The sequence below is a fragment of the Ancylobacter rudongensis genome (assembly GCF_900100155.1).
Taxonomy (GTDB): domain Bacteria; phylum Pseudomonadota; class Alphaproteobacteria; order Rhizobiales; family Xanthobacteraceae; genus Ancylobacter; species Ancylobacter rudongensis.
In genome coordinates, this window is record NZ_FMTP01000001.1 from 91946 (window position 1) to 113215 (window position 21270).

Annotated in this window: 19 protein-coding genes and 1 riboswitch; of the genes, 12 read left to right on the forward strand and 7 right to left on the reverse strand. The window is 66.7% G+C overall.

Annotation, left to right across the window (positions count from 1 at the left end; all coding sequences use genetic code 11):
• The first annotated feature begins 33 nt into the window (after nt 1-33).
• The gene (gene gltS, locus BLO63_RS00365) at nt 34-1239 is read left to right on the forward strand and encodes a sodium/glutamate symporter (RefSeq protein ID WP_091435788.1); all 1206 of its coding nucleotides are present in this window, start codon (nt 34-36) and stop codon (nt 1237-1239) included.
• Here gltS and BLO63_RS00370 read toward each other — a convergent pair.
• Nucleotides 1236-2453 (reverse strand): alpha/beta hydrolase, encoded by a 1218-nt coding sequence (locus BLO63_RS00370; RefSeq protein ID WP_091435790.1) that lies wholly within the window; start codon nt 2451-2453, stop codon nt 1236-1238. The genes gltS and BLO63_RS00370 overlap by 4 nt on opposite strands.
• Before the next feature lie 244 nt (nt 2454-2697).
• Between BLO63_RS00370 and BLO63_RS00375 the strand changes: the two genes are divergently transcribed.
• Both BLO63_RS00375 and BLO63_RS00380 read left to right on the forward strand, forming a co-directional pair.
• The gene (locus BLO63_RS00375) at nt 2698-3783 is read left to right on the forward strand and encodes an efflux RND transporter periplasmic adaptor subunit (protein WP_091435791.1); all 1086 of its coding nucleotides are present in this window, start codon (nt 2698-2700) and stop codon (nt 3781-3783) included.
• Complete coding sequence (locus BLO63_RS00380; protein ID WP_091435793.1) at nt 3783-6821, forward strand: efflux RND transporter permease subunit; 3039 nt, start codon at nt 3783-3785, stop codon at nt 6819-6821. The genes BLO63_RS00375 and BLO63_RS00380 overlap by 1 nt, the downstream gene beginning before the upstream one ends.
• A gap of 10 nt (nt 6822-6831) precedes the next feature.
• On the opposite strand, the gene BLO63_RS00385 is transcribed toward BLO63_RS00380, so the two are convergent.
• Nucleotides 6832-8298 (reverse strand): alpha/beta hydrolase, encoded by a 1467-nt coding sequence (locus BLO63_RS00385; protein WP_091435795.1) that lies wholly within the window; start codon nt 8296-8298, stop codon nt 6832-6834.
• Between the two features lie 2 nt (nt 8299-8300).
• The gene (locus BLO63_RS00390) at nt 8301-9326 is read right to left on the reverse strand and encodes an AI-2E family transporter (RefSeq protein WP_091435796.1); all 1026 of its coding nucleotides are present in this window, start codon (nt 9324-9326) and stop codon (nt 8301-8303) included.
• Between the two features lie 252 nt (nt 9327-9578).
• On the opposite strand from BLO63_RS00390, the gene BLO63_RS00395 reads away from it, so the two are divergent.
• On the forward strand, nt 9579-10118 hold the full coding sequence (locus tag BLO63_RS00395; protein WP_091435798.1) for a TRAP transporter small permease subunit: 540 nt from the start codon (nt 9579-9581) through the stop codon (nt 10116-10118).
• 63 nt (nt 10119-10181) lie between these two features.
• A complete protein-coding gene (locus BLO63_RS00400) occupies nt 10182-11594 on the forward strand; it encodes a TRAP transporter large permease (RefSeq protein ID WP_091435800.1) in 1413 nt (470 codons plus the stop codon).
• A gap of 2 nt (nt 11595-11596) precedes the next feature.
• On the opposite strand, the gene BLO63_RS00405 is transcribed toward BLO63_RS00400, so the two are convergent.
• On the reverse strand, nt 11597-12085 hold the full coding sequence (locus tag BLO63_RS00405) for a hypothetical protein (protein ID WP_244517535.1): 489 nt from the start codon (nt 12083-12085) through the stop codon (nt 11597-11599).
• A gap of 326 nt (nt 12086-12411) precedes the next feature.
• Between BLO63_RS00405 and BLO63_RS00410 the strand changes: the two genes are divergently transcribed.
• Nucleotides 12412-13623 carry a multidrug effflux MFS transporter gene (locus BLO63_RS00410; protein ID WP_091435803.1) on the forward strand — a complete coding sequence of 404 codons (1212 nt, stop codon included), beginning with the start codon at nt 12412-12414 and terminating at the stop codon, nt 13621-13623.
• A gap of 42 nt (nt 13624-13665) precedes the next feature.
• Here BLO63_RS00410 and BLO63_RS00415 read toward each other — a convergent pair whose 3' ends face one another.
• On the reverse strand, nt 13666-14205 hold the full coding sequence (locus tag BLO63_RS00415) for an NUDIX hydrolase (RefSeq protein WP_091435805.1): 540 nt from the start codon (nt 14203-14205) through the stop codon (nt 13666-13668).
• Nucleotides 14206-14278: 73 nt separating this feature from the next.
• On the opposite strand from BLO63_RS00415, the gene BLO63_RS00420 reads away from it, so the two are divergent.
• Nucleotides 14279-14677, forward strand: coding sequence for an MAPEG family protein (locus tag BLO63_RS00420; RefSeq protein WP_091435807.1), 399 nt, complete (start codon nt 14279-14281; stop codon nt 14675-14677).
• Nucleotides 14678-14691: 14 nt separating this feature from the next.
• Nucleotides 14692-15258: an RBBP9/YdeN family alpha/beta hydrolase gene (locus BLO63_RS00425; RefSeq protein WP_091435809.1), complete on the forward strand. Its 567-nt coding sequence runs from the start codon at nt 14692-14694 to the stop codon at nt 15256-15258.
• 19 nt (nt 15259-15277) lie between these two features.
• Here the strand turns inward: BLO63_RS00425 and BLO63_RS00430 are convergent, their stop codons facing one another.
• Both BLO63_RS00430 and BLO63_RS00435 read right to left on the reverse strand, forming a co-directional pair.
• On the reverse strand, nt 15278-15487 hold the full coding sequence (locus BLO63_RS00430) for a hypothetical protein (protein ID WP_026221089.1): 210 nt from the start codon (nt 15485-15487) through the stop codon (nt 15278-15280).
• Nucleotides 15488-15579: 92 nt separating this feature from the next.
• Nucleotides 15580-16368, reverse strand: coding sequence for a phosphatase PAP2 family protein (locus BLO63_RS00435; protein ID WP_342028838.1), 789 nt, complete (start codon nt 16366-16368; stop codon nt 15580-15582).
• A gap of 318 nt (nt 16369-16686) precedes the next feature.
• Between BLO63_RS00435 and BLO63_RS00440 the strand changes: the two genes are divergently transcribed.
• The 4 genes from BLO63_RS00440 to BLO63_RS00455 all read left to right on the forward strand — a co-directional run bounded on the left by BLO63_RS00440 (nt 16687) and on the right by BLO63_RS00455 (nt 21253).
• On the forward strand, nt 16687-18975 hold the full coding sequence (locus BLO63_RS00440) for an MHYT domain-containing protein (protein ID WP_244517537.1): 2289 nt from the start codon (nt 16687-16689) through the stop codon (nt 18973-18975).
• A 76-nt stretch (nt 18976-19051) separates the two neighbouring features.
• Nucleotides 19052-19172, forward strand: a riboswitch (TPP riboswitch).
• A 51-nt stretch (nt 19173-19223) separates the two neighbouring features.
• The gene (gene thiO, locus BLO63_RS00445) at nt 19224-20246 is read left to right on the forward strand and encodes a glycine oxidase ThiO (protein ID WP_091435814.1); all 1023 of its coding nucleotides are present in this window, start codon (nt 19224-19226) and stop codon (nt 20244-20246) included.
• Entirely contained in the window at nt 20224-20421 is a 198-nt protein-coding gene (gene thiS, locus BLO63_RS00450) for a sulfur carrier protein ThiS (protein WP_091435815.1), read from the forward strand. Before thiO ends, thiS begins: the two co-directional genes overlap by 23 nt.
• 22 nt (nt 20422-20443) lie before the next feature.
• A complete protein-coding gene (locus BLO63_RS00455; RefSeq protein ID WP_205409253.1) occupies nt 20444-21253 on the forward strand; it encodes a thiazole synthase in 810 nt (269 codons plus the stop codon).
• Nucleotides 21254-21270: the final 17 nt, after the last annotated feature.

Consider the following 21270-nt stretch of genomic DNA (forward strand, 5'->3'; position numbering starts at 1 on the left):
GGGGTTCACGGCCGTGGCGATGACGGAGTGACGATGTCGGCGATTGAGATTTCGGGCCTTTTGACCTTCACCATCGCCATCGTCGTCTTCTTCGTCGGCTCCGGCATCAACAGCGCGATTGCCCCGCTGCGCCAGTTCAACATTCCAGAGGCCGTCACCGGCGGCCTGCTGGCGGCGCTGGCGACGCTCATCGCCTACCGCTTCTTCGATGCTGCCATCGTGTTCGATCTCGGCGCGCGCGACCTGCTGCTGCTCTATTTCTTTACCGGCATCGGCCTCAATGCCCGGCTGGACGACCTGCTGGCCGGCGGGCGGCCGCTGGTGATCCTGCTCGGGCTAACGGTGATCTATCTGGCCATCCAGAATGTGATCGCCATCGGTGCCGTCAGCCTGCTCGACCTGCCGGAGGGGCTCGCCGTCTTCCTCGGCTCGGCCTCGCTGATCGGTGGGCACGGCACCACCATCGCCTGGGCGCCGCTGATCGCGGAGCGTTTCGGCGTCGCCAACGCGCTGGAGGTCGGCATCGCCGTGGCGACGCTCGGTCTGGTGCTGGCGAGCCTCGCCGGTGGGCCGATCGCCCGCTACCTCATCACCCGCCACCATCTGAAGAGCGGGCCGGGGCAGGAGGCCGTGGTCGGCCTGCCCAAGGCGGTCAATGAGCGCACCGACGACGACATCAGCCATGTCAGCCTGCTGCGCACCGTTCTGGTGCTCAATGTCGCCATCCTCATCGCCTTCGGCCTGGAGGAGGCGGTGGAGTGGACGGGTCTCAAGCTGCCGATGTTCGTGGTCTGCCTGCTGGTCGGCATCGTGCTCACCAACACGGTGCCACGCCTGCTGCCGCGCCTGCACTGGCCCACCCGCACCCGGGCGCTGGCGCTGGTGTCCGATCTCGCGCTGAACGTCTTCCTCGCGATGTCGCTGATGAGCATGCAGCTGTGGAGCATTGGCGGGCTGGGGCTGGCGCTGGTGGTGGTGCTCGCGGTGCAGACGGTGGCGGCGGTGGCCTATATCGTCTTCGTGGTGTTCCCGGCGATGGGGCGCGACTACCAGGCGGCGGTGATCTCGGCCGGCTTCACCGGCATCAGCCTGGGGGCGACGCCGACCGCCATCGCCAACATGACCGCCGTCACCAAGACGCACGGCCCCTCGCCGCGCGCCTTCATCATCCTGCCGCTGGTGTCGGCCTTCTTCATCGACATCATCAACGCCGCCGCTATCGGCTTCCTGGCGCGCTAATCGGCGCCGGGGTCCTCGACCGTCTCGCTGACCGTCTGGCCGAAGCGCTCGACCTGGCCCTGATAGGTGCGCCGGGTCGCCGGGTCGACGACGGCGAGCGGCGCGCTGAGGGCGAGGCCGGCGGCGCTGCCGACCGTCTGCCCGACGCCCATCGCCCCCGCCGCGATGCGGTCGCCGAGGCTGACCTCGGAATCGGTCACGGTCTGGCCGTTCACCAGCCGCTGGCCGATCAGTTGCACCACCTCGGGCGAGGAGGCGAAGCGGCCATGGTTGAGCGCGTCGCCGCTGCGCATGGCGGTGAGGTCGATCACCACGATGCCTGACTTCTCCAGCTCGCCATAGAAATGCTTGGTGTCGATCAGCCCCAGCCGGTCCACCCCGCCGGCGATCCGGCGCGAGACCTGCAGCGCCCGGTCGTCCTGCGAGACGAACAGGGTGAACCGCGCCTGCGGCCCGTTCAGCGCCCGCCATTGCGAGGCGAACACGTCGACATCGACATCGGGCGAGGCGAGGATGACGTTGCGGATCTTGGCCGGCAGCTTGCCGTGGCGGATCGCCATCTGCCGCAGGCTCTCCATCGCCAGCCACGCCCCCATGGAGTGGGCCATGATGGTCACGTCCTCCACCCGCGGGTCGCTGGTGACCTGCCAGACCGTGTCCTCGAAGGCGTCGCGCGAGACGATGGTGCTCTCGCGGTCGAACAGATAGTCGAACACCCGGGCACGCGAGGGCCAGGTGAACAGCACCGGCGCCACGTCCGACCCCGAATCATGGACGATCTGGGCGAAGCGGTAGACCGCATCTTCGAAGCGGTTGTTGAAGCCGTGCACGAAGATCAGCACCCGCCGGCTCTTCGGCAGATGGCTGTCGAGCCAGCTTCTCGCCGCCTTCACATTCGGCAGCGGCTCGACGGCGAGGGTGGCGAAGTCGGTTTCCGGGTTGGGCGGCAGGCTGCGCGGCCACTGCACCTCGCCGATCTGCCGCCGGCTGTCGGGCGGGATCGAAACGGTGAAGGCGTCGAGCGACACGCCCGGGCCGCGCTCGCCGGTGTAGAGAATGCCGGAGTCCGTGGAGGCCTCGCGGGTGGTGGCGACGAGAAGGTCGACCTTGGTCGTGTCCGGCACGGCGGCCTCGACAGGCGTGAGCACGCCCACCGGCCGGTTCGAACATCCCGCGCACAGGGCGAGGGCCAACGCAACAACGACCAGACGCATTCCGCCTCCGTAAGACCCCCGCCCCGGTGAGAGCGCCAGCATTAGCGCGCCACTGCGGCAAAGGCGAGTCGCCCGCCTCTCGCCCCGCCCCGCGCACAGGAGGTTTGCGCCGGGGTGAGTTACGTAATGTCATCTGCCTCTGTAAGCTCGGCGGTAGGATCGGGCCGGCAGCGCGCATCCTGGCGGCGGAAAGGCGCCGTTCGGGCAGGGCGCGCCGCAGGGGCAGGCAGGGGAGTGAGCGGCGATGAGGACGACCAGGCCATGGAGGGCGGCCCTCGCGCTCGCGGCAAGCCTCGCTCTCGCCGGTTGCGGCGAGGAGCCGGAGGCGCAGGCCCCGGCACCCCGGCCGGTGCGGGTCGTCACCGTTGAGAAGGGCGTCGGCGGGCAGGTTGCCTCCTTCACCGGCGATGTGCAGGCGCAGGACGAGGCCGCGCTGGCCTTCCGCGTCTCCGGCCGGATGATCGAGCGCAGCGCCAATGTCGGCGATCAGGTCAAGGCCGGGCAGGTCGTCGCCCGGCTCGACCCGCAAAACGCGCTGAACGCCCTGCGCTCGGCGCAGGCGGCGCTGGCGGCGGCGGAAAGCCAGCTCGTCACCGCCGCCAACACCTTCGAGCGGCAGGAGCGGCTGCTCGGCAATGGCTTCACCACCCAGGCCAGTCACGACGCCGCCCGCACCGCGCTGCAGGCGGCGCAGTCGGGGGTGGACGATGCCGAGGCGCAGCTGAAGACCGCGCAGGACAATGTCAGCCACACCGACCTTGTCGCCGATGCCGCCGGCACGGTGACGGCGCGCGGCGCCGAGCCGGGCGAGGTGGTGCAGGCCGGGCAGATGATCCTGCAGCTGGCCCGGCAGGGCGGGCGCGACGCGGTGTTCGACGTGCCGGCGAACGTGCTGCGCGCGGCGCCGGCCGATCCGGTCATCACCGTCACCCTGAGCGACGATCCCAGCGTCACGGCCATTGGGCGGGTGCGCGAGGTGGCGCCGCAGGCGGACCCGGTGACGCGCACCTTCCGGGTCCGGGTCGGCCTGGACAATCCGCCGGCGGCGATGCGCCTCGGCTCCACCGTCATCGGCCGGGTGGAGCTCGGCAGCGACGCGGCGATCGAGATCCCCGCCTCGGCGCTCACCGCCGTCAATGAGCGACCGGCCGTGTGGGTGTATGACCCCGCCAGCCAGACGGTGGCGCTCCGCAATATCGAGCTGCGCCGCTTCTCGCAGGCCTCCGTCGCGGTCGAGACTGGGCTCAGCCCGGGCGAGATCGTGGTGACGGCCGGTGTGCAGGCGCTGCATCCCGGCCAGAAGGTGCGCCTGCTCGGGGCGGGGTCGTGATGCGGTTCAACCTGTCGGAATGGGCGGTCCGCGAACGGTCGCTGGTGCTGTTTTTCATGCTGGCCGTGGTGGTCGCCGGCCTGTTCGCCTATACCCGCCTCGGCCGGGCGGAAGACCCGTCCTTCATCATCAAGACCATGGTGGTGCAGGCAGCGTGGCCTGGCGCCAGCATTGAGGACACGCTGCAGCAGGTCACCGAGCGGCTGGAGCGCACGCTGCAGGAAACGCCGCATCTCGACTTCATCCGCAGCTATACCCGCCCCGGCGTCACCACCATCTTCGTCGCCCTGAAGGGCAGCACCCCCGGCGCCGAGGTGCCCGATGTCTGGTATCAGGTGCGCAAGAGCATCGGCGACATGGCTCATACCCTGCCGCGCGGGGTGGTCGGCCCGGGCTTCAATGACGAGTTCGGCGACACGTTCGGCCTGATCTACGGCTTTACCGCCGATGGCTTCACCCATCGCGAGCTGCGCGATTATGTCGAGCAGGCCCGTTCCAAGCTGCTGCATGTGCCTGACGTCGCCAAGATCGAGCTTCTGGGCGAGCAGGATGAGCAGATCTTCGTCGAGTTCTCGGTGCGTGAACTTGCCAATCTCGGCATCAACCGTTCCGCGCTGGTGGCGGCGCTGCGGGCCCAGAATGTGGTGCAGCCTTCCGGCACCATCCAGACCGGCGACGAGGCGCTGGTGATCGACGTCTCCGGCGCCTTCGGCTCCGAGCAGGACGTGGCCAACATCAATTTCGCCGTGAACGGGCGCATGCTGCGCCTCGCCGACATCGCCACCGTGCGGCGCGGCTATGTCGATCCGCCGCGCCCGCTGTTCCGCACCAATGGCGAGCCCGCCATCGGCCTCGCCATCTCGATGCGCGAGGGTGGGGACATTCTCCAGCTTGGCCGCAACATCGACACGGCGATGGCGGCGATCACGGCGGAGCTTCCCGTCGGCATCGAGCCGCATCTGGTCGCCGACCAGGCGGTGACGGTGGCCGAGGCGATTTCCGAGTTCATGGCCTCGCTCTGGCAGGCCATCCTCATCATCCTCGTGGTGAGCTTCATCGCGCTCGGCGTACGCGCCGGCCTGATGGTAGCGCTGACCATTCCGCTGACCCTCGCCGGCGTGTTCGCGCTGATGTGGCTGCTCGACATCGACATGCAGCGCATCTCGCTCGGCGCGCTCATCATCGCGCTGGCGCTGATGGTGGACGATGCGATGACCACCACCGACGCCACGCTCGGCCGGCTTGCCGCCGGCGAGAAGAAGGAGGTGGCGGCGGTCTACGCCTTCAAGACCTACGCCTTCGCCATGCTGGCCGGCACGCTGGTGACGATCGCCGGCTTCGTGCCGGTGGGCTTCGCCGCCTCGTCGGCGGGCGAATACACCTTCTCGCTGTTCGCGGTGGTGACGATGGCGCTGCTGGTGTCGTGGCTGGTGGCGGTGCTGTTCGCCCCGCTGATCGGCCTCGTGATCCTGAAAGCGCCGAAGAATGCCGGTGGTGAACCGGGCCGGGTGATGCGGCTCTATCGCTCCCTCCTCTCCGTCGCGCTGGGCGCGCCCTGGGTGACGGTCGCGGTCACGCTCGCCCTGTTCGTCGCCGCGGTGCTGGCGCTGCCGCTGATTCCGCGCCAGTTCTTTCCCGCGTCCGACCGGCCGGAACTGCTGGTGGACCTGCAATTGCCGCAGAACGCCTCGATCTTTGCCACCGAGCGCGCCATGGCGCGGCTCGACGACGCCCTGAGGGACGACCCCGATGTCGAGCGCTGGAGCGGCTATGTCGGGCGCGGAGCGATCCGCTTCTACCTGCCGCTCAATGCCCAGCTGCCCAATGCCTTTTTCGGCCAGGCGGTGGTGGTGGCGAAGGACGTGCCGGCGCGCGAGCGGCTGGAGGCCAAGCTCGACACGCTGCTCGCGAACGATTTTCCCAATGTGGTCAGCCGCGTCTCGCCGCTGGAACTGGGGCCGCCGGTGGGCTGGCCGATCCAGTACCGGGTGGTGGGGCCGGAACTCGGCCCGGTGCGCGACATCGCCTTCAGGCTGGCCGAGGTGATCGCCGCCGACCCGCTGACGCGCACGGTGAATTATGACTGGATCGAGCCGGCGCGCGAGATCCGCATCCGGGTCGACCAGGACCAGGCGCGCCTCCTCGGTCTCTCCACCGAGGCGATCGGCTCGGTGCTGAACACGGTCGTGACGGGCGCGCCGGTGACGCAGCTGCGCGACGACATTTATCTGATCGACGTGGTGCTGCGCGCCACCGACGAGCAGCGCGTCTCGCTCGACACGCTGCGCACGCTGGAAGTGCCGCTGCCGGGCGGGCGCACCGTGCCGCTGAGCCAGTTCGCCAGCTTCGACTATGAGCAGACCTATCCGCTGGTGTGGCGCCGCGACCGGCTGCCGGCGCTCACCGTGCAGTCGGACATCGCGCCGGGCGAATTGCCCGAGACGGTGGTGGACCAGCTGGCGCCGAAGATCGAGGCGCTGGCGCAGACCCTGCCGGCTGGCTACCGCATCGAGACCGGCGGCACGGTGGAGGAGAGCGCGAACTCGCTGGCTTCGGTCATGGCGGTGGTGCCGGTCATGATCCTCATCATGCTCACCGTCCTCATGCTCCAGCTGAAGCGCTTCTCACTGGCCTCACTGGTCATAAGTGTCGCTCCACTCGGTCTGATTGGTGTTGTGATCGCACTGCTGGTGTCCAGCCGCCCGCTCGGCTTCGTCGCCATTCTCGGCGTGCTGGCGCTGATCGGGATGATCATAAAAAACGCTGTGATTCTAATAGGTCAGATCGAATCCGAGCGGGCCGGCGGCAAGAGCGCGCGCCAGGCGGTGATCGACGCCTCCTGCGCCCGCTTCACCCCGATCGTGCTGACGGCGCTGTCCACCGTCCTCGGAATGATCCCGATCGCACCCACGGTCTTCTGGGGCCCCATGGCCACCGCCATAATGGGCGGCCTGCTGGTGGCGACGCTACTCACCCTGGTGTTCCTGCCGGCACTCTATCTGGCGACGGTGGGACAGGAGCGGCCGGCAGGCCCGTGACCGGCCGTGCTTAGGGCGCTGGTGAGGCCGGGGCCGGCTGGATCCGGTCATTCATGTAGGAAAAGAACGGGTTGGACGACATCCGCACTAGTGCGTCGAGGCTGACGATCAGTGCGCCGCGTTCGCCGCGCACCGCCATGGCTCCGAGCTCTAGCCCGAAATTCTCGTCCGGGTCTGGATGTGAGCCATAAAGCGCATCTTCCGGCGGGAAGGGCAGGGCGACATGGGAAAGCGAATAGACGTCGTTCGGATAGGCGAGCCCCAGCGGACGTACCGTCTCCTGCATGCTGCCGGCGGGGATCGAGCGCTCTACCACTTGGTCGCTTCCGGCATCTTCATTGGTGATGATCACGGTGCGGAAGTCACGCGGCAGAGGAGGCAGCAGGCGCAGCAAAGCGGAATAGGAGGTCGCGCGTAGAAGCGGGCCGAGCTTGGTGTTACGGTTGATGTCGAACAGCACGAGTTCGCTGCCGTTTGCCGGCAGCTGGCGATAAAGGGCGTCGACAATCGCGCGGGTCGACACGGTGAAGTCCATCACTGATTGGAAGGTCAGGACCGGTGCCAGCTCCTCTAGGCGGCCGGCGCGCGCCTGGGTGGTGATGGAGGCCTGCAGCGCCCGCGTCAACCTGTGCGACTGCACGGCGCCGTTTACCGGGAAACTATTGTATTTGAACGGGTTGAATTCCGGCACCAGGCCCAGCCACGCTGCCTTGTCGAAGGCCGGGAGCCAGGCTGGCAGTGCTGCCAGCCCGGCAAAGCGGGCGAAGCGGGTGATGCCGATCATCGGCGAGATGAGCACCAGCCGGTCGGGGCGGACGAGCGCTTTGTCGCTGAGAGCGTCGAGCGCGTATTTCAGCGCCAGCGCCCCACCATTGGAAAAGCCGACGATCTCCAGCTTCTTGCCCGGGGCGCGGGCGGCCGCCTCGCGCACGGCAAGGCGGGTGGCGGCCAGCCAGTCCTCCCATTCGACATCGGTCAGTCCGGCCGGCACCGTGCCATGGCCGGGCAGGCGCGGGGCGACGACGAGAAACCCGTTCGCGAGGTAGCGGCCGGCGACATGGCGCAGGCTGTAGGGGGAGTCCGTGAGCCCGTGCAGCAGCACGACGACGCCGGCCGGCTCGCCCGACGGTGCCAGCTCATAAGAACGGTTCCAGTCACGGGTGAGGTGGGGCGGGTAGACGACACTGCCAGCAAAATACCGGTTGGAGGGGACGCGATCCTCCTCCGGCAACTGCTGGACCACCTCACGGGTGACGTCGGCGAATAGCTTGTCCTCGTGGGCGAGATAGCCTCGCCAGTCGGCCGCGTCGAGCTCCGAGACGCTCATCTCTTCCGGTACGAAGGTATGCCAGGGTTCCAGCGGCGGGCCGCTCTGCGCGAACCAGACGCGCGAGCCGAGGAAGGCGACAAAGAGCACCAGTGCCAGCACCGCCAGCCATTTGAGGGCCCTGCGCAGCGTCACGAAAAGAGCGGTCATGGTCAGGTGGCGGGCTCCTTACGGCCGGACAACAGGCGGGCGATCCAGCGCGTGCCCTCGCCCTCTTCGCAGAAAGTGAGGGCCGCGATAACCAGCGGCACGCCGATGAAGGCGCCGGACAAACCCCAGATGAAAGCCCAGAAGAACACGGCGAACAGCACGAGGAAAGGCGAGATCGCCAGCGCCTTGCCGGCCACGCGCGGCTCGATATAGCTGCCGCTGAAGAACTGGATGACGTTCATGGCGAGGAACACCACCACCGCCGTCTCCCACGAGCCGAACTGCGCCAGCGCAAAGAAGGTGGGCAGCAGCGTCGCCACCAGCGGGCCGATGAAGGGAATATAGTTCAGCGCGAAGGCGATGACGCCGAAGGCGAGCGCCAGATCGAGCCCGATGGCGGCGGAAACGCCCCAGACGAAGACGCCGGTCAGTACGCTCATCACCGTGCGTACCATCATGTAGGTGCGGAACTTCGCCGCCGTCGCCGCGCTCGCCCGCACTAGTCGCTGACCGGTCGCGCCGGCCTCGGCGATCAGCTTGGCGCGCACAATCTCGACCTCCAACAGGCCGAGCATGACGAAGATCAGCGTCACCACGCCGAAGCCGAGCATGCCGTTGAGCCGTCCGGCTAGGCCCTGGAAGGCGCCGATGAGCCAGCCGGAGTTGAAGGTGTCGGCCAGCATGCCGGCCGAATAGAGGCCCATTTCCTCCAGCTGCGCCGCAGTCTCGCTGTAAATCGCCTGGAATCGCCCGGCATTGGTGATCAGCCAGCGCCCCGCCTGGCTGAAGCCCCAGATGGTGACATAGCCGAGCAGCGCCAGGGCGAGGACGGTAAGCGCGAGCGTCGCCATCATCGCAAGCAGCGCCGGCAGCCGATGCTGCAGTCGAATCTGCAGCGGCCAGACGAGGGCGATGATGAACAGGGCGAAGGCAACCGGCGCCACCACCGACCGTGCGAGATAGACCGCCCCGACCGCGAGAATGAACGCGCAAATGCCAAGAGGGAGACGGAGCGCGCTGGAGCTCATGGGGACTTTCGCGGGGCCGGGCGGAAGGGTTAGCGTGGGATAACACGCCACGGCTTCCCGGCAAATCGCGCCGGTGCTAGGGCGCCGGCACAACGGCCACACCGCAGCAGCTTTTGCCGCCGGCGCCGCCGCCTCGGCGGCAGCGGGTTAATTTGCGTGAGACGATGGTCTATCTTGCCGCGATTGGCAGGGGCAGCGATTGGGGCGCCCCAGCCGCAACGATAAAAGCCGGCCAGAACGAGGGGAAATGCGATGGGAGGGCTGCTCGCCTTCAGCCGCGTCATCGACGGATTGAACGAGAGATTCGGTCGTATCGCGGATTACTGCGTGCTGTTCGCCTGTCTCGTCAGCGCCGGAAACGCGACGGTGCGCTATCTGTTCAGCTACAGCACCAATGGCCTTCTGGAAGTCCAGTGGTACCTGTTCGGGGCCGTCGTGCTACTCGGTGCACCCTATACGCTGAAACGCAACGAGCATGTGCGGGTCGATCTCGTCTATATGTCGGTGTCGCCCCGCGCCCGGCTGTGGATCGACACACTGGGCTTCACGCTCATCCTCATTCCCGCCGGCCTCTATCTCACCTGGCTCAGCTTTCCGTTCTTCTGGCAGTCTTTCCTCTCCGACGAGGTGTCGCAGAACGCCGGCGGGCTGATCCTCTGGCCGGCCAAGCTGCTGCTGCCGCTCGGCTTTGCGCTGCTCACCGTGCAGGGGTTGTCCGAGCTCATCAAGCGCATCGCTGCGCTGTCCGGTATCCTCGAGATCGCGACTGACTACGAGAAGCCGCTCCAGTAGGGGCGCCGCGCCGACCGGACCTCCCCCTGACCGCCTGCCCCTTTCCCGACGCGCGAGCCCTGCATGTTCTCCTATGGCGTGATGCCCCCGCTGATGTTCGCCGGCATGATCTGTTTCATGCTTGCCGGCTTTCCCGTCGCGTTCTCGCTCATCGCGGTGGGCCTGTTCTTCGGCACACTCGGCATATTGACCGACCATTTCACCTTCAGCTTCCTGCAGGCGCTGCCCTTCCGGTTCTACGGCATCATCTCCAACGATCTGCTGCTCGCCATCCCCTTCTTCACCTTTATGGGCGCAGTACTGGAGCGCTGTGGCCTCGCCGAGGACCTGCTGGAGGGTACCGGCAAGCTGTTCGGCAAGGTGCCGGGCGGGCTTGCCTATGCGGTGATCGTCGTCGGCGCCATCCTCGGCGCCATTACCGGCACGGTGGCAGCGTCGGTCATCGCCATGGGGGTGATCTCGCTGCCGGTGATGATCCGCTACGGCTATAATGAGCGGCTGGCGACGGGTGTGATCGCGGCATCGGGGACCATCACTCAACTCATACCGCCTTCACTGGTCCTTATCGTCCTGGCCGAACAACTCGGCCGCCCGGTGGGCGAGATGTATTTGGGCGCTATCGGCCCCTCGCTGCTGCAGGTGCTGATCTTCATTACCTATGTATTCGTGCTCTCGCTCATCAAGCCCCAGCACATGCCGCCGCTGCCGCCCGAGGCGCGCGGGGAAGGCGGCTGGCCGCTGATCCGGCAGGTGCTTTGGGGCATGGTGCCCTCCATTGTGCTGATCCTGCTGGTGCTGGGCACGCTGGCAATGGGTCTCGCCACCCCGACCGAGGCGGGTGCGATGGGGGCCGTCGGCGCGATCGCGCTCGCGGCACTGCATGGCCGCCTGACCTGGACGCATCTGCGTCAGGCCATGGCCTCGACCGCCCGCCTCACCGCGATGGTGGTGTTCATCCTCATCGGCGCCACCGTGTTCAGCCTGGTCTTTCAGGGCATGGACGGGGCGTTGTGGATCGAGCATTTGCTGTCGCAGCTGCCTGGCGGGCGAGCCGGATTCCTCATCTTTGTCAACGTGTTCATCTTCTTCATCGCCTTCTTCCTCGATTTTTTCGAGATCGCCTTCATCATCGTGCCGCTGCTGGTGCCGGTGGCGATGAAGCTCGATATCAATCTCGTCTGGTTCGGCGTGCTGCTGTGCGTGAACATGCAGACTGCGTTCATGCACCCGCCCTTCGGCTTCGCGCTGTTCTACCTGCGTGGAATTGCGCCGAAGTCGATCCGCACCTCGCAGATCTATTGGGGCGCAATTCCCTGGCTGCTGATGCAGTTGGTTCTCGTCGTCGTGGTGATCCTGTGGCCGGAAGCGGTGACCTACTGGATCAGTGCGGGTCCGACGGTGGATCCTTCCACCATCGAGCTGAACATTCCCCAGTTCGACGCGCCGCCGCTCGACATGGCGCCGCCTCAGTTCTGAGGTCAGGCGCGGAGGGCGGCTTGCCGGCCGCCGCGCAGGGTCGCGACGCCGGCAAGCACGAAAAGCAGCAGGACGACGCCCTGCGCGATGGCGAAGGGCGGTTCCGACTGGGTGGGGGCGAGGGCGTGCAGCACCGGCACCTTGGCGAAGGCCTGGGCGAGGGCGACGAAGACGAGCAGCCATTGGCTGACGACGATCCCTACCGCGTAAGCCGTGTTCCAGCGTCCGGTCCGGCGGAAATGATAGCGGGCCGGCACAGTGACGGCGAGCACGACGAGCGCGACCATGCCAACGATATGCGAGGGCAGTATACCGTTAAACGGAAAGCCGAAGCCGGTGGCGCTGGTGGCGAATGCGAGGGCGAGGAAGGCCGCCGTCCACCCGCCCCGATCACGCCCTGCGATGAGGCCGGCCAGCACGACGAAGCCAGCGGCAATGGCGATGAAGCTCAGCCAAGTGTGGAATCCGGTCCACGTGGTCGGATCGAACATGCAGGTGCTCCCCCGTAGCGCTCCGCTCGACGCGGCGGGCGGCATCGGTACGGCATTCGCTGGCAGAATTGATGATAATCATCATTTTAATTGAAGTCACTGCCAAGCGTTGGGACAGCTGGATTTGCGGCATAGGCGCGGCGAAAGTCGTCCGGCTGTGTCTTTCGGCCTATAGGCCCAGCTACCGCTGCGCGCTAAGGCGAACATTGAAGACTCTCGCCGCCCTCTCTGCCGCCGCCCTTCGGCGCTCCCGCCGCAATGGATAGCCTATGTCCGCCCCTCTCTCCACGCCGGGACATCCGATTCCGGGAAATCCGCATCCCGGTATGGGATTCCGCGAATTCGTGCTGTTCATCGCTGGCCTCATGGCGACAAATGCCATCGCCATCGATTCCATGCTGCCGGCGTTGCCGGAGATTGGTGAGTCGCTTGGCATCGACACGGCGAATCACACGCAGCTCGTTGTCACGGCGTATCTGCTAGGCTTTGGCGGTGCCCAGCTCATCTATGGCACGCTGGCCGACCGTTTCGGCCGTCGCACGATCCTTCTATTTGGCCTCGCCGTCTACACAGCGGCCTCGATCGGCGCCATCTTTGCCGGCACGCTGGAGGTGATGCTGGCGGCGCGCGTGGCGCAGGGCATCGGCGCAGCGGCGACGCGGATTCTCGCTATCACCATTGTGCGCGATTGTTATTCCGGCTCTCACATGGCGCGGGTGATGTCGCTCGCCTTCCTTGTCTTCCTGTCAGTGCCCATCGTGGCCCCGTCCATCGGGCAGGCGATCATGCTGGTGGCGCCATGGAGGGGCATTTTCCTGATGCTGTGTGCGCTCGGGGCCGTGCTGTTCGTGTGGACGCTGGGCCGCCTGCCGGAAACACTTCACCCGGAAGATCGTTCGCCGATTTCCTTCGCTGGCATTTGCCATGCGTTCGGCCTCATCGTCCGCAGCCGTGTGACAGTGGGCTACATGCTGGCGATCACCATGGTGATGGGAGGTCTTTTCGGGTTCATCAACTCGGCGCAGCAGGTGTTCGCCGACGCCTTTGATGCGGAGGAACTGTTCACCCTGATCTTCGCGCTGATCGCAGTGTTTATGGCGGCTTCGTCGCTGCTCAATGCGCGCGTCGTCGAGAAACTGGGCATGCGGCGTGTCTCGCATGTCGCGCTCTGCGGCTACCTCGCCGTTACGCTGGTCCACGCCGGCATCGTTCTCGGCGATGTCGAAAACATCTGGACGTTCTCGATCCTGCAGGGCGCGATGATGTTCTTCTTCGGCCTCATGGTGTCGAATTTCAATTCCATGGCGATGGAGCCGGTCGGCCATGTCGCGGGCACGGCCTCCTCGGTGCTTGGCTTCGTGAGCACGGTGGGGGGTGCGCTCGCGGGCTTCGTGCTGGGGCAGAATTTCGACGGGACCACGCTGCCACTGACCCTGGGCTTCGCCGGCCTCGCCGGGGCGGCTCTTTGCTGCGTGGCCTTCGCCGAAAGCGGGCGTCTGTTCCGCGCTGATATACGGGTCTCCGATACGGCGACCTGACGGGAGGGGCTTCCGCCGCCGATCGCCGAGTTCGATGAAGCCTCAGGTAGGCGAGCCCCCCAGACTTGGCGCGGCGGGTGCGGCCATCGCTTGGCGCCCGCCCGCCTTTGAGTCAGCGGCCAGCAACCCGGCTGCGCGCGATTGGGCAAAGTCGAGAATGATCGCGCCGAGTTCCGGCTCGTCGACCAGCAGGGCGGCGTCCTCGGCGGAAATCCAAGTCTGCGCCCGTTCGTGACGCTCGGGCCAATCGGCCAGCTGGCGCCGGACGGCAAGCGGATAGACCGCCACCTTGACCAGCGCAAAATGGCTTTCCAGCCGTTTCCAGTAGAGATACTGGCCAAGCCTTTTGCGGCCGATATCGCCAATAACCCCGGCCTCCTGGCGGGCCTCGATCTGCGCCGACTTCCAGTCCTTGCGGTTCTTCATCGGCCACCCCTTCGGGATGATCACCCGCTGGGTTTCTCGTGAGGTCATTACGAGCACCTCGACGCCGCCATCCACCACGCGGTACGGCAGTGCCGCCACCTGGCTGAGGGGGCGGCCGTCGGTGGCTCGACGTTTGATTTGCTTCGGCTTGGCCATGATTGCCAAATGTAGGGCATCGCGTAGGAATAGCGACGCCTCGCACGGTGTTTTTCACCTTTTGGGACCTCGCATGACCATCGAGCTGACGCTTCTCGCCTGGACGCTGGTCCTCGCCCTCGTTCAGGTGCTGCTTCCTGCGATGTGGCGCAACCGGGAAACCGGGATCGACTATAATACGGGGCCGCGCGACGAGCCGGGTCCGCCGGTGGGAATCGTCACCGGCCGGCTCCAGCGGGCGCAGGCTAACCTGTTCGAAACGCTTCCGGTGTTTGCCGCCGTGGTTCTCATCGCCCATATCGCCGGCCGGGAAGGCGCGCTTACCCTGTGGGGGGCGGGGCTCTATCTGGCTGCCCGGATCGTCTATGTGCCGCTCTACGCCATGGGCGTGCCCTATCTGCGCTCGCTAGCCTGGTCCGTCTCGCTTCTGGGTCTTGTACTGATCCTCTTCGCTGTGCTGGCGCCAGCGTGAGACGAGGCGCGGATATGGCGGTCGATTTTTCCTCCTTCGATTTCCTCGTCGTCCCCGGTCGCGAGAACGCGCCAGCGGAGCACTGGCAGTCGCACTGGCTTGGGGCCTTCCCCAATTCGAGCCGGTTGATCCAGTCCGATTGGAGCCGACCCGAGGTCGGCGCCTGGACCGCGCGGCTTGATGCGGCGGTCGAGGCCGCACCGCGCCGGGTGGTGCTGGTCGCTCATTCAGTCGGCGTTGCGACGGTGCTGCGGTGGACGGCGGCACAGCCGGGCCGGGCGCGCGCAAAGGTGGCGGCCGCCTTCCTGGCGGCGCCGACCAATGTCGACGATCCCGATTCTTCCTTCGACCTGGTCCGTAATTTCGGTCCGATGCCGCTCTTGCCCCTGCCGTATCCGGCGCTCGTTCTGTCCTCCCGGGACGATCCGCGAGTGACGCCGGCGCAAGCGGGCGCATTCGCGCAGGCATGGGGCGCCGATATGGCCGATGTCGGCGAACTCGGCCATATCGGTTCCGCCGCGCGGCTTGGCCTCTGGCCGGCGGGCCTTGTGCTGCTTGGTAGCCTGCTGGCGCGGCTTTAGGGGGCGACTGCCCGACCCGTCAGTGCTGGGCGAGGATGGCGGCGATGGCCTGCGCGACGGATTTGGTCACGCGCTTGCGGTAGCGCCGGTGGACGAGCTGGCCGTTGTGAAAGACGTCTTGCTCGACATAGAGATTAGTGCCGTCCCAGCGCAGGACGTTGTCGGACTCGACGGTCTCGATGACGCCGATCCCCGGAATGAGATGTCCTTCCGGCGCGGTAGTGGTCATGGGCTTTCTCCTGCGTTGGCGGCACGCTCTGCGGCGGCCTGAGGGAATGATAGCCGAGCACGAGACGAAAGCCATCGGGGGCTTTGCGGGGATTACGAGGGAGGGGGCGGGCTGCCCGAACCGTTGCTGCCGGCGCTCTCGACCTTGCCTCGGCGTTGCAGCAGCAACACGACGATCCAGCACAGGAGCGCCCACGCGCTGCCCGCGCACCAGCCGGCGAGGACGTCCGTCGGCCAGTGGACGCCGAGATAAACGCGGCTGAATCCGACCAACAGGGTGAGGCCAACCGCGACGGTAAGGGCATAGGCCTTGAGCCGCGCTTTTCGCTCCGTGCGGACGATGAGGACGCCGAGGGTGAGGAAGGTCACGGCCGAGCCCATGGCGTGCCCGCTCGGAAAGCTCAACGTGCTGACGTCTACAAGATGGGCAACGAGGTCCGGCCGGGGGCGTTCGAAACCAAGCTTCAGCGCATAGCTCAGCAGGCCGCCGCCGGACGTCGCCACCAGCACGAACAGGGCAGCGGCACGTTTGCCGTCCATGGCGAGGAAGCCGGCGACGATGAGGGTGATGAGGGTCAGCACGGTGGTGCCGCCGAGAGCCGTCACATCGCGCATGATGATCTCCAGCCAGGGCGGGCCGAGAGGATCGGCAGGATCGCCAGGCGCGCGGAAGGCCAGCAGTACTGCTTCGTCGAAGGCATGGGTTTCACCCTCAGCCACCTCGTCGGCAATGAGAGCGAAGGCCAGAAGCCCCAGAGCCGCGCCGAGCAACGCCAGTAGCACTGCAAGCTCGGGTAGGGGGGGCGCAAGCCGGCGCAGGCGAAGCGGCAGGCGCTGGATGAGACTCTTTGGGGAAAGGCTGCTTGGAAGTCTGGACGACATCGTTCACCGGCATTGAGAAGGCGGAACCGGGCAGCACCGGCGGAAGGTGGAACCGATCAGGGCCCTGCGGTGTTCCCCTGCTACATTCGCAAGGAGGTATTCATGCTTAAGGGTGGCGCTCTCTGGATGCTCGGTATTCCGCTGCCGATCATTCTTATTCTGTGGTTCCTGGGTTATCTCTGAGGGGCGCGCAGGCGACCCGCGATCCTTGCGGGAAGCCGACGCGACGATCATGCATCGCGATACTGAGCGCTGTGCGCAAAATGTGAGATATATTCGGCGATCATGAATATTGTCGGGAGCCACAATAGTGCGCTAGTGGCGCTGTCGATCCTGATCGCCGTCGCGGCGTCCTACACTGCGCTTGACCTCGCGGGACGCATGACGCGCGCGGGTGCCGCGCGGCTTGTGTGGCTTGCGGCATCGGCCCTTGTGCTGGGTGGTGGCATATGGGCCATGCACTTTATCGCCATGCTGGCCCTTCATCTCGGCATGGACGTTTCTTACGGGATCGGGTTGACGCTGGCCTCGCTGCTTCTGGCGGTGCTTGCCACAGCGGTGGCGCTGATTGGCGCCAGCCGACCGGGTGTGGGCTTCGAAGGGATTCTGCTGAGCGGAATCTTCATGGGGCTGGGAATTGTCGGCATGCACTATACCGGCATGGCGGCGATGCGGATGCCTGGATCCATGACGTTCGACATGATCTATGTCGGCGCCGCCATTGTCCCCGCCATTTCCGCCTCGATTGTGGCCATCTGGCTGGCCTTTCGGAATCACTCCGTCTACCAGCGCGCCGGTGCAGCCTTGGCTCTCGGCTTTGGGATTGCCGGGATGCACTACGTCGCCATGATGGGGGTGACGTTTACCGGCCATGGCGACGCCCATGACGCCGTCCAGGCTGCCGATGCCGCCTTGGCGGACGGCATTGGCAGTGCTTCGCTGGTCGCTGTGGTGACGGCTGCGACGTTCGCCATCTTCATCGCTCTTCTGCTGGCTGCGGCCTATGATCGCCGCGTCGCGATGCTTGCCGATCGTGAGGCCGGCATGTGGCGCGAGAGCGAAGAGCGCTACCGCAAACTCTATCGTCGCACACCCTTGCCGCTGCATTCGCTCGGGCCCGATGGCCGCATCGCGCAGGTGAGTGACCGCTGGCTCAGCCTACTCGGTTACGCGCGCGAGGAAGTGATTGGGCGGCCGCTGACCGACTTCATGGCCGCCGACTCGGCGCGGCGCCGGACCGAAGAGCACTGGCCGCGCCTGCTCGACACCGGCGAATTGCGTGAAGCGGAATACAAGCTTATCGCCAAGAATGGTCGCGTGCTCGACTGCCTGCTCTCCGCCGTCGCGGAGCGGGACGTCGAGGGCAATCTCCAGAATACGCTGTGCGGCCTCGTTGATGTCACTGAGCGCCGCGCCACCGAGGACGCCCTGCGTCAGGCTCAGAAGCTGGAGGCAGTCGGGCAGCTCACCGGCGGCATCGCCCATGATTTCAACAATCTCCTCGCCGTTGTCCTTGGCAATCTTGAGCTTGCCGCCAAGCGCGCGCCGGACGATGCGCGGCTGCGATCGCTGCTTGGCAATGCGATGCAGGCCGCCCAGCGCGGCGCCGCGTTGACCCAGCGCATGCTGGCCTTCGCCCGCCGGCAGGACCTGAAGCCTGCCGCGGTCGATGTCCCCGAGCTGGTGCTTGGCATGGCCGAGATGATGCGCCGCTCGATCGGCCCAAGTGTCCGCATTGAAACACGTTTTCCGCTCGGGTTGCCGCTGGCACGGGTGGACGCCAACCAGCTTGAACTCGCCCTGTTGAATCTCGCGGTGAATGCGCGGGACGCCATGCCGGAGGGCGGTGTGATCACCATCGCCGCGCGCGATGATTTGATTCCCGCCCCGGCGCCGGGCGAGGTGCCGGAACCCGGAGGATTGAAACCGGGCCATTATTTCTGCCTGTCGATCGCCGATAGCGGCAGCGGCATGGATGCGGAGACGCTGGCACGCGCCGCCGAACCGTTCTTCACCACCAAGGGGGTGGGCAAGGGTACGGGCCTCGGCCTCGCGATGGTGCACGGCCTTGCCGCGCAGTCGGACGGAAGGCTCGTGCTGGCGAGCACGCCCGGACACGGCACGACGGCAACGATCTATCTGCCCGTGGCGCAGGTGGCGCGGGCGGCCTCTGCCGTCACGCTTGACGAGGACGAGGGTGTGCCGGATGGCGAGGACGGGGCGCGGCGCGTTTTGGTGGTCGATGACGATCCGCTGGTGCTGTCGGCTACGGGCGCCATGCTGGAGGATCTTGGCTGCGCGGTGACGGAAGCGTCGTCCGCGCGCGAAGCATTGGATCTGCTGGAATCGGGCGTGGCGTTCGACGTGGTGCTGACCGATCAGGCCATGCCCGGGATGACCGGCGTGCAGATGGCGGCGGTGATCGACCAGCGCTGGCCAGGGCTGCCGCTCATCCTCGGCACCGGCTATGCCGAGTTGCCCGCCGACGCCAAGGCCGGAATGCCGCGCCTTGGAAAACCCTTTAGCCGCGAGGCTTTACGCCGTGCCATCGTGATGGCGACGCGCAAGACGCCCGACAATGTGGTGCCGCTGCCGCGCCGCGTCTGAGTCTCCGCCCCAGCCTCGGCGAGCGGCGGAATGTTGAACGCGCGACGGTGACATTCGCCGGCTGAGTGATTATATCCGGAGCGTCCGGGGGAGCCTCGTCAGGAGGCTGAGAGGCCATCGGCGCGTTCTGCGCGGCATGGCGACCCTTTGAACCTGATCCAGTTGACACTGGCGGAGGGAGGGAGTGCATGGCTTCCACGCAGACTGAATCCACTGAAAATACAACGCCTTGGCAGGGCGCCAACGCCATGCGCGTGCGGGTCATTGGCGCCGGCGTCGCCGGGTTGACCTGCGCCCACGCCTTTGCCGCGCGTGGTGCCCAAGTCACTGTAATCGAACGTAAATCCGGTTCCGGACAGGGCTGCTCCTGGTATGCCGGCGGCATGCTGGCGCCGTGGTGCGAGCGCGAAAGCGCGGAACCGATCATCGCCGAACTGGGCCATGAATCGCTCGCCTATTGGCGCGCGGCGGTGCCCGACGTGCCCAATGAGGGCTCGCTGGTGCTGGCGCCGCCGCGCGATCTGCCTGATCTCAAACGGTTTTCTCGCCGCACCGAGGCGTTTGAATGGGTCGACGGCGCGCGGATCGGCGAACTCGAACCGGATCTCGACGGGCGTTTCGACCAGGGGCTGTTCTTCCCCACCGAGGCGCATCTTGAGCCGCGCAAGGCGCTTGCGGCCCTCACCCAAAAGCTGGTCGAGGAGTATCAGGTTGCCTTCCGCTTCGCGGCCGATGGGTTCGATGAGGTGGACGATCAGAGCGGTGAGACCGAACAGGCCGATTTCGTCGTCGACTGCCGTGGGCTCGCGGCGCGCGACGCGCTCGCCGACCTGCGCGGCGTGAAGGGCGAGATGCTGGTGCTCTATTCCACCGAGATCGCGCTCAAGCGCCCGGTCCGCCTGCTGCACCCGCGCATCCCGGTCTACATCGTGCCGCGCGGCGACGGGCATTTCATGATCGGCGCCACCTCGATCGAGAATGACGAGCGCGGCCGCGTCACCGGGCGGTCGATGCTGGAGCTGCTGGGCGCGGCCTATGCGCTGCACCCCGCCTTTGGCGAGGCGGAGATCGTCGAGATCGGGGCAGATGTGCGCCCGGCCTTTCCCGACAATCTGCCGCGCCTGCGCCGGCGCGGTACCACGCTCTATGTGAACGGTCTCTACCGGCATGGATTCCTGGCCGCGCCGGCGTTGGCGCGGCGGGCGGCGGAGGTCGCGTTTGACGGGGCCTATTTCCCGGAGGTGATGGATGAAGATCATCGTCAATGGTGAGCCGGCCGATACCGCCGCCGCCACGCTGGCCAGCCTGCTGGCCGAACTCGAACTCGCCGACGCCATCGTGGCGACGGCGCTGAATGGCGACATGGTCCGTGCTGCCCGGCGCGAGGCGACCCCTCTCGCCGAGGGCGACCGGGTGGAAATTCTCGCCCCGATGCAGGGCGGATGAGAGGGAGGTCCTCATGGATGCGATGACCCATAAGGCGACGACGGCGGCGGCCGATCCGGTGACGTTCTATGGCACCGAGGTGACCTCGCGCCTGCTGCTGGGCACGGCGCAATACCCATCGCCGGCGATCCTCGCTGAGGCGATCCGCGCCAGCGGCACCGAGATCGTCACCGTCTCGCTGCGGCGGGAATCGGGGGCGGCGAAGGCGGGCCAGAGTTTCTGGCAGCTGATCCGCGACCTCGGGGTGAAGGTGCTGCCCAACACCGCCGGCTGCCGGACGGTGAAGGAAGCCGTGACCACGGCGGAGATGGCGCGAGAGTTGTTCGGCACGCCTTGGGTGAAGCTGGAGGTGATTGGCGAGGACGACACGCTGCAGCCGGACGTTTTCGGGCTGGTCGAGGCGGCGCGGATCCTCTCGCGCGACGGCTTCCAGGTGTTTCCCTACACCACCGAGGATTTGGTGGTGGCGGAAAAGCTGGTGTCCGCCGGCTGCGAGGTGCTGATGCCGTGGGGGGCGCCGATCGGCTCGGGGCGCGGTCTCAACAACCCCTATGGCCTGCGTTCGATGCGGGCGCATTTCCCCGGCATTCCGCTTGTGGTGGATGCGGGCGTCGGCCTGCCTTCGCATGCGGCGGCAGCGATGGAGCTGGGCTATGACGCGGTGCTCTTGAACACGGCGGTGGCGAAGGCGGGCGACCCCGTCCGCATGGCCCGCGCCTTCGCCGCCGCCATCGCCGCCGGGCGCGAGGCGGTGATCGCCGATCCGATGGAGGTGCGCGACATGGCGGCACCTTCGACCCCTGTCATGGGCCGGGCCCTTTTCGGTTCCTGACCTCTCAGCGAGTGCAG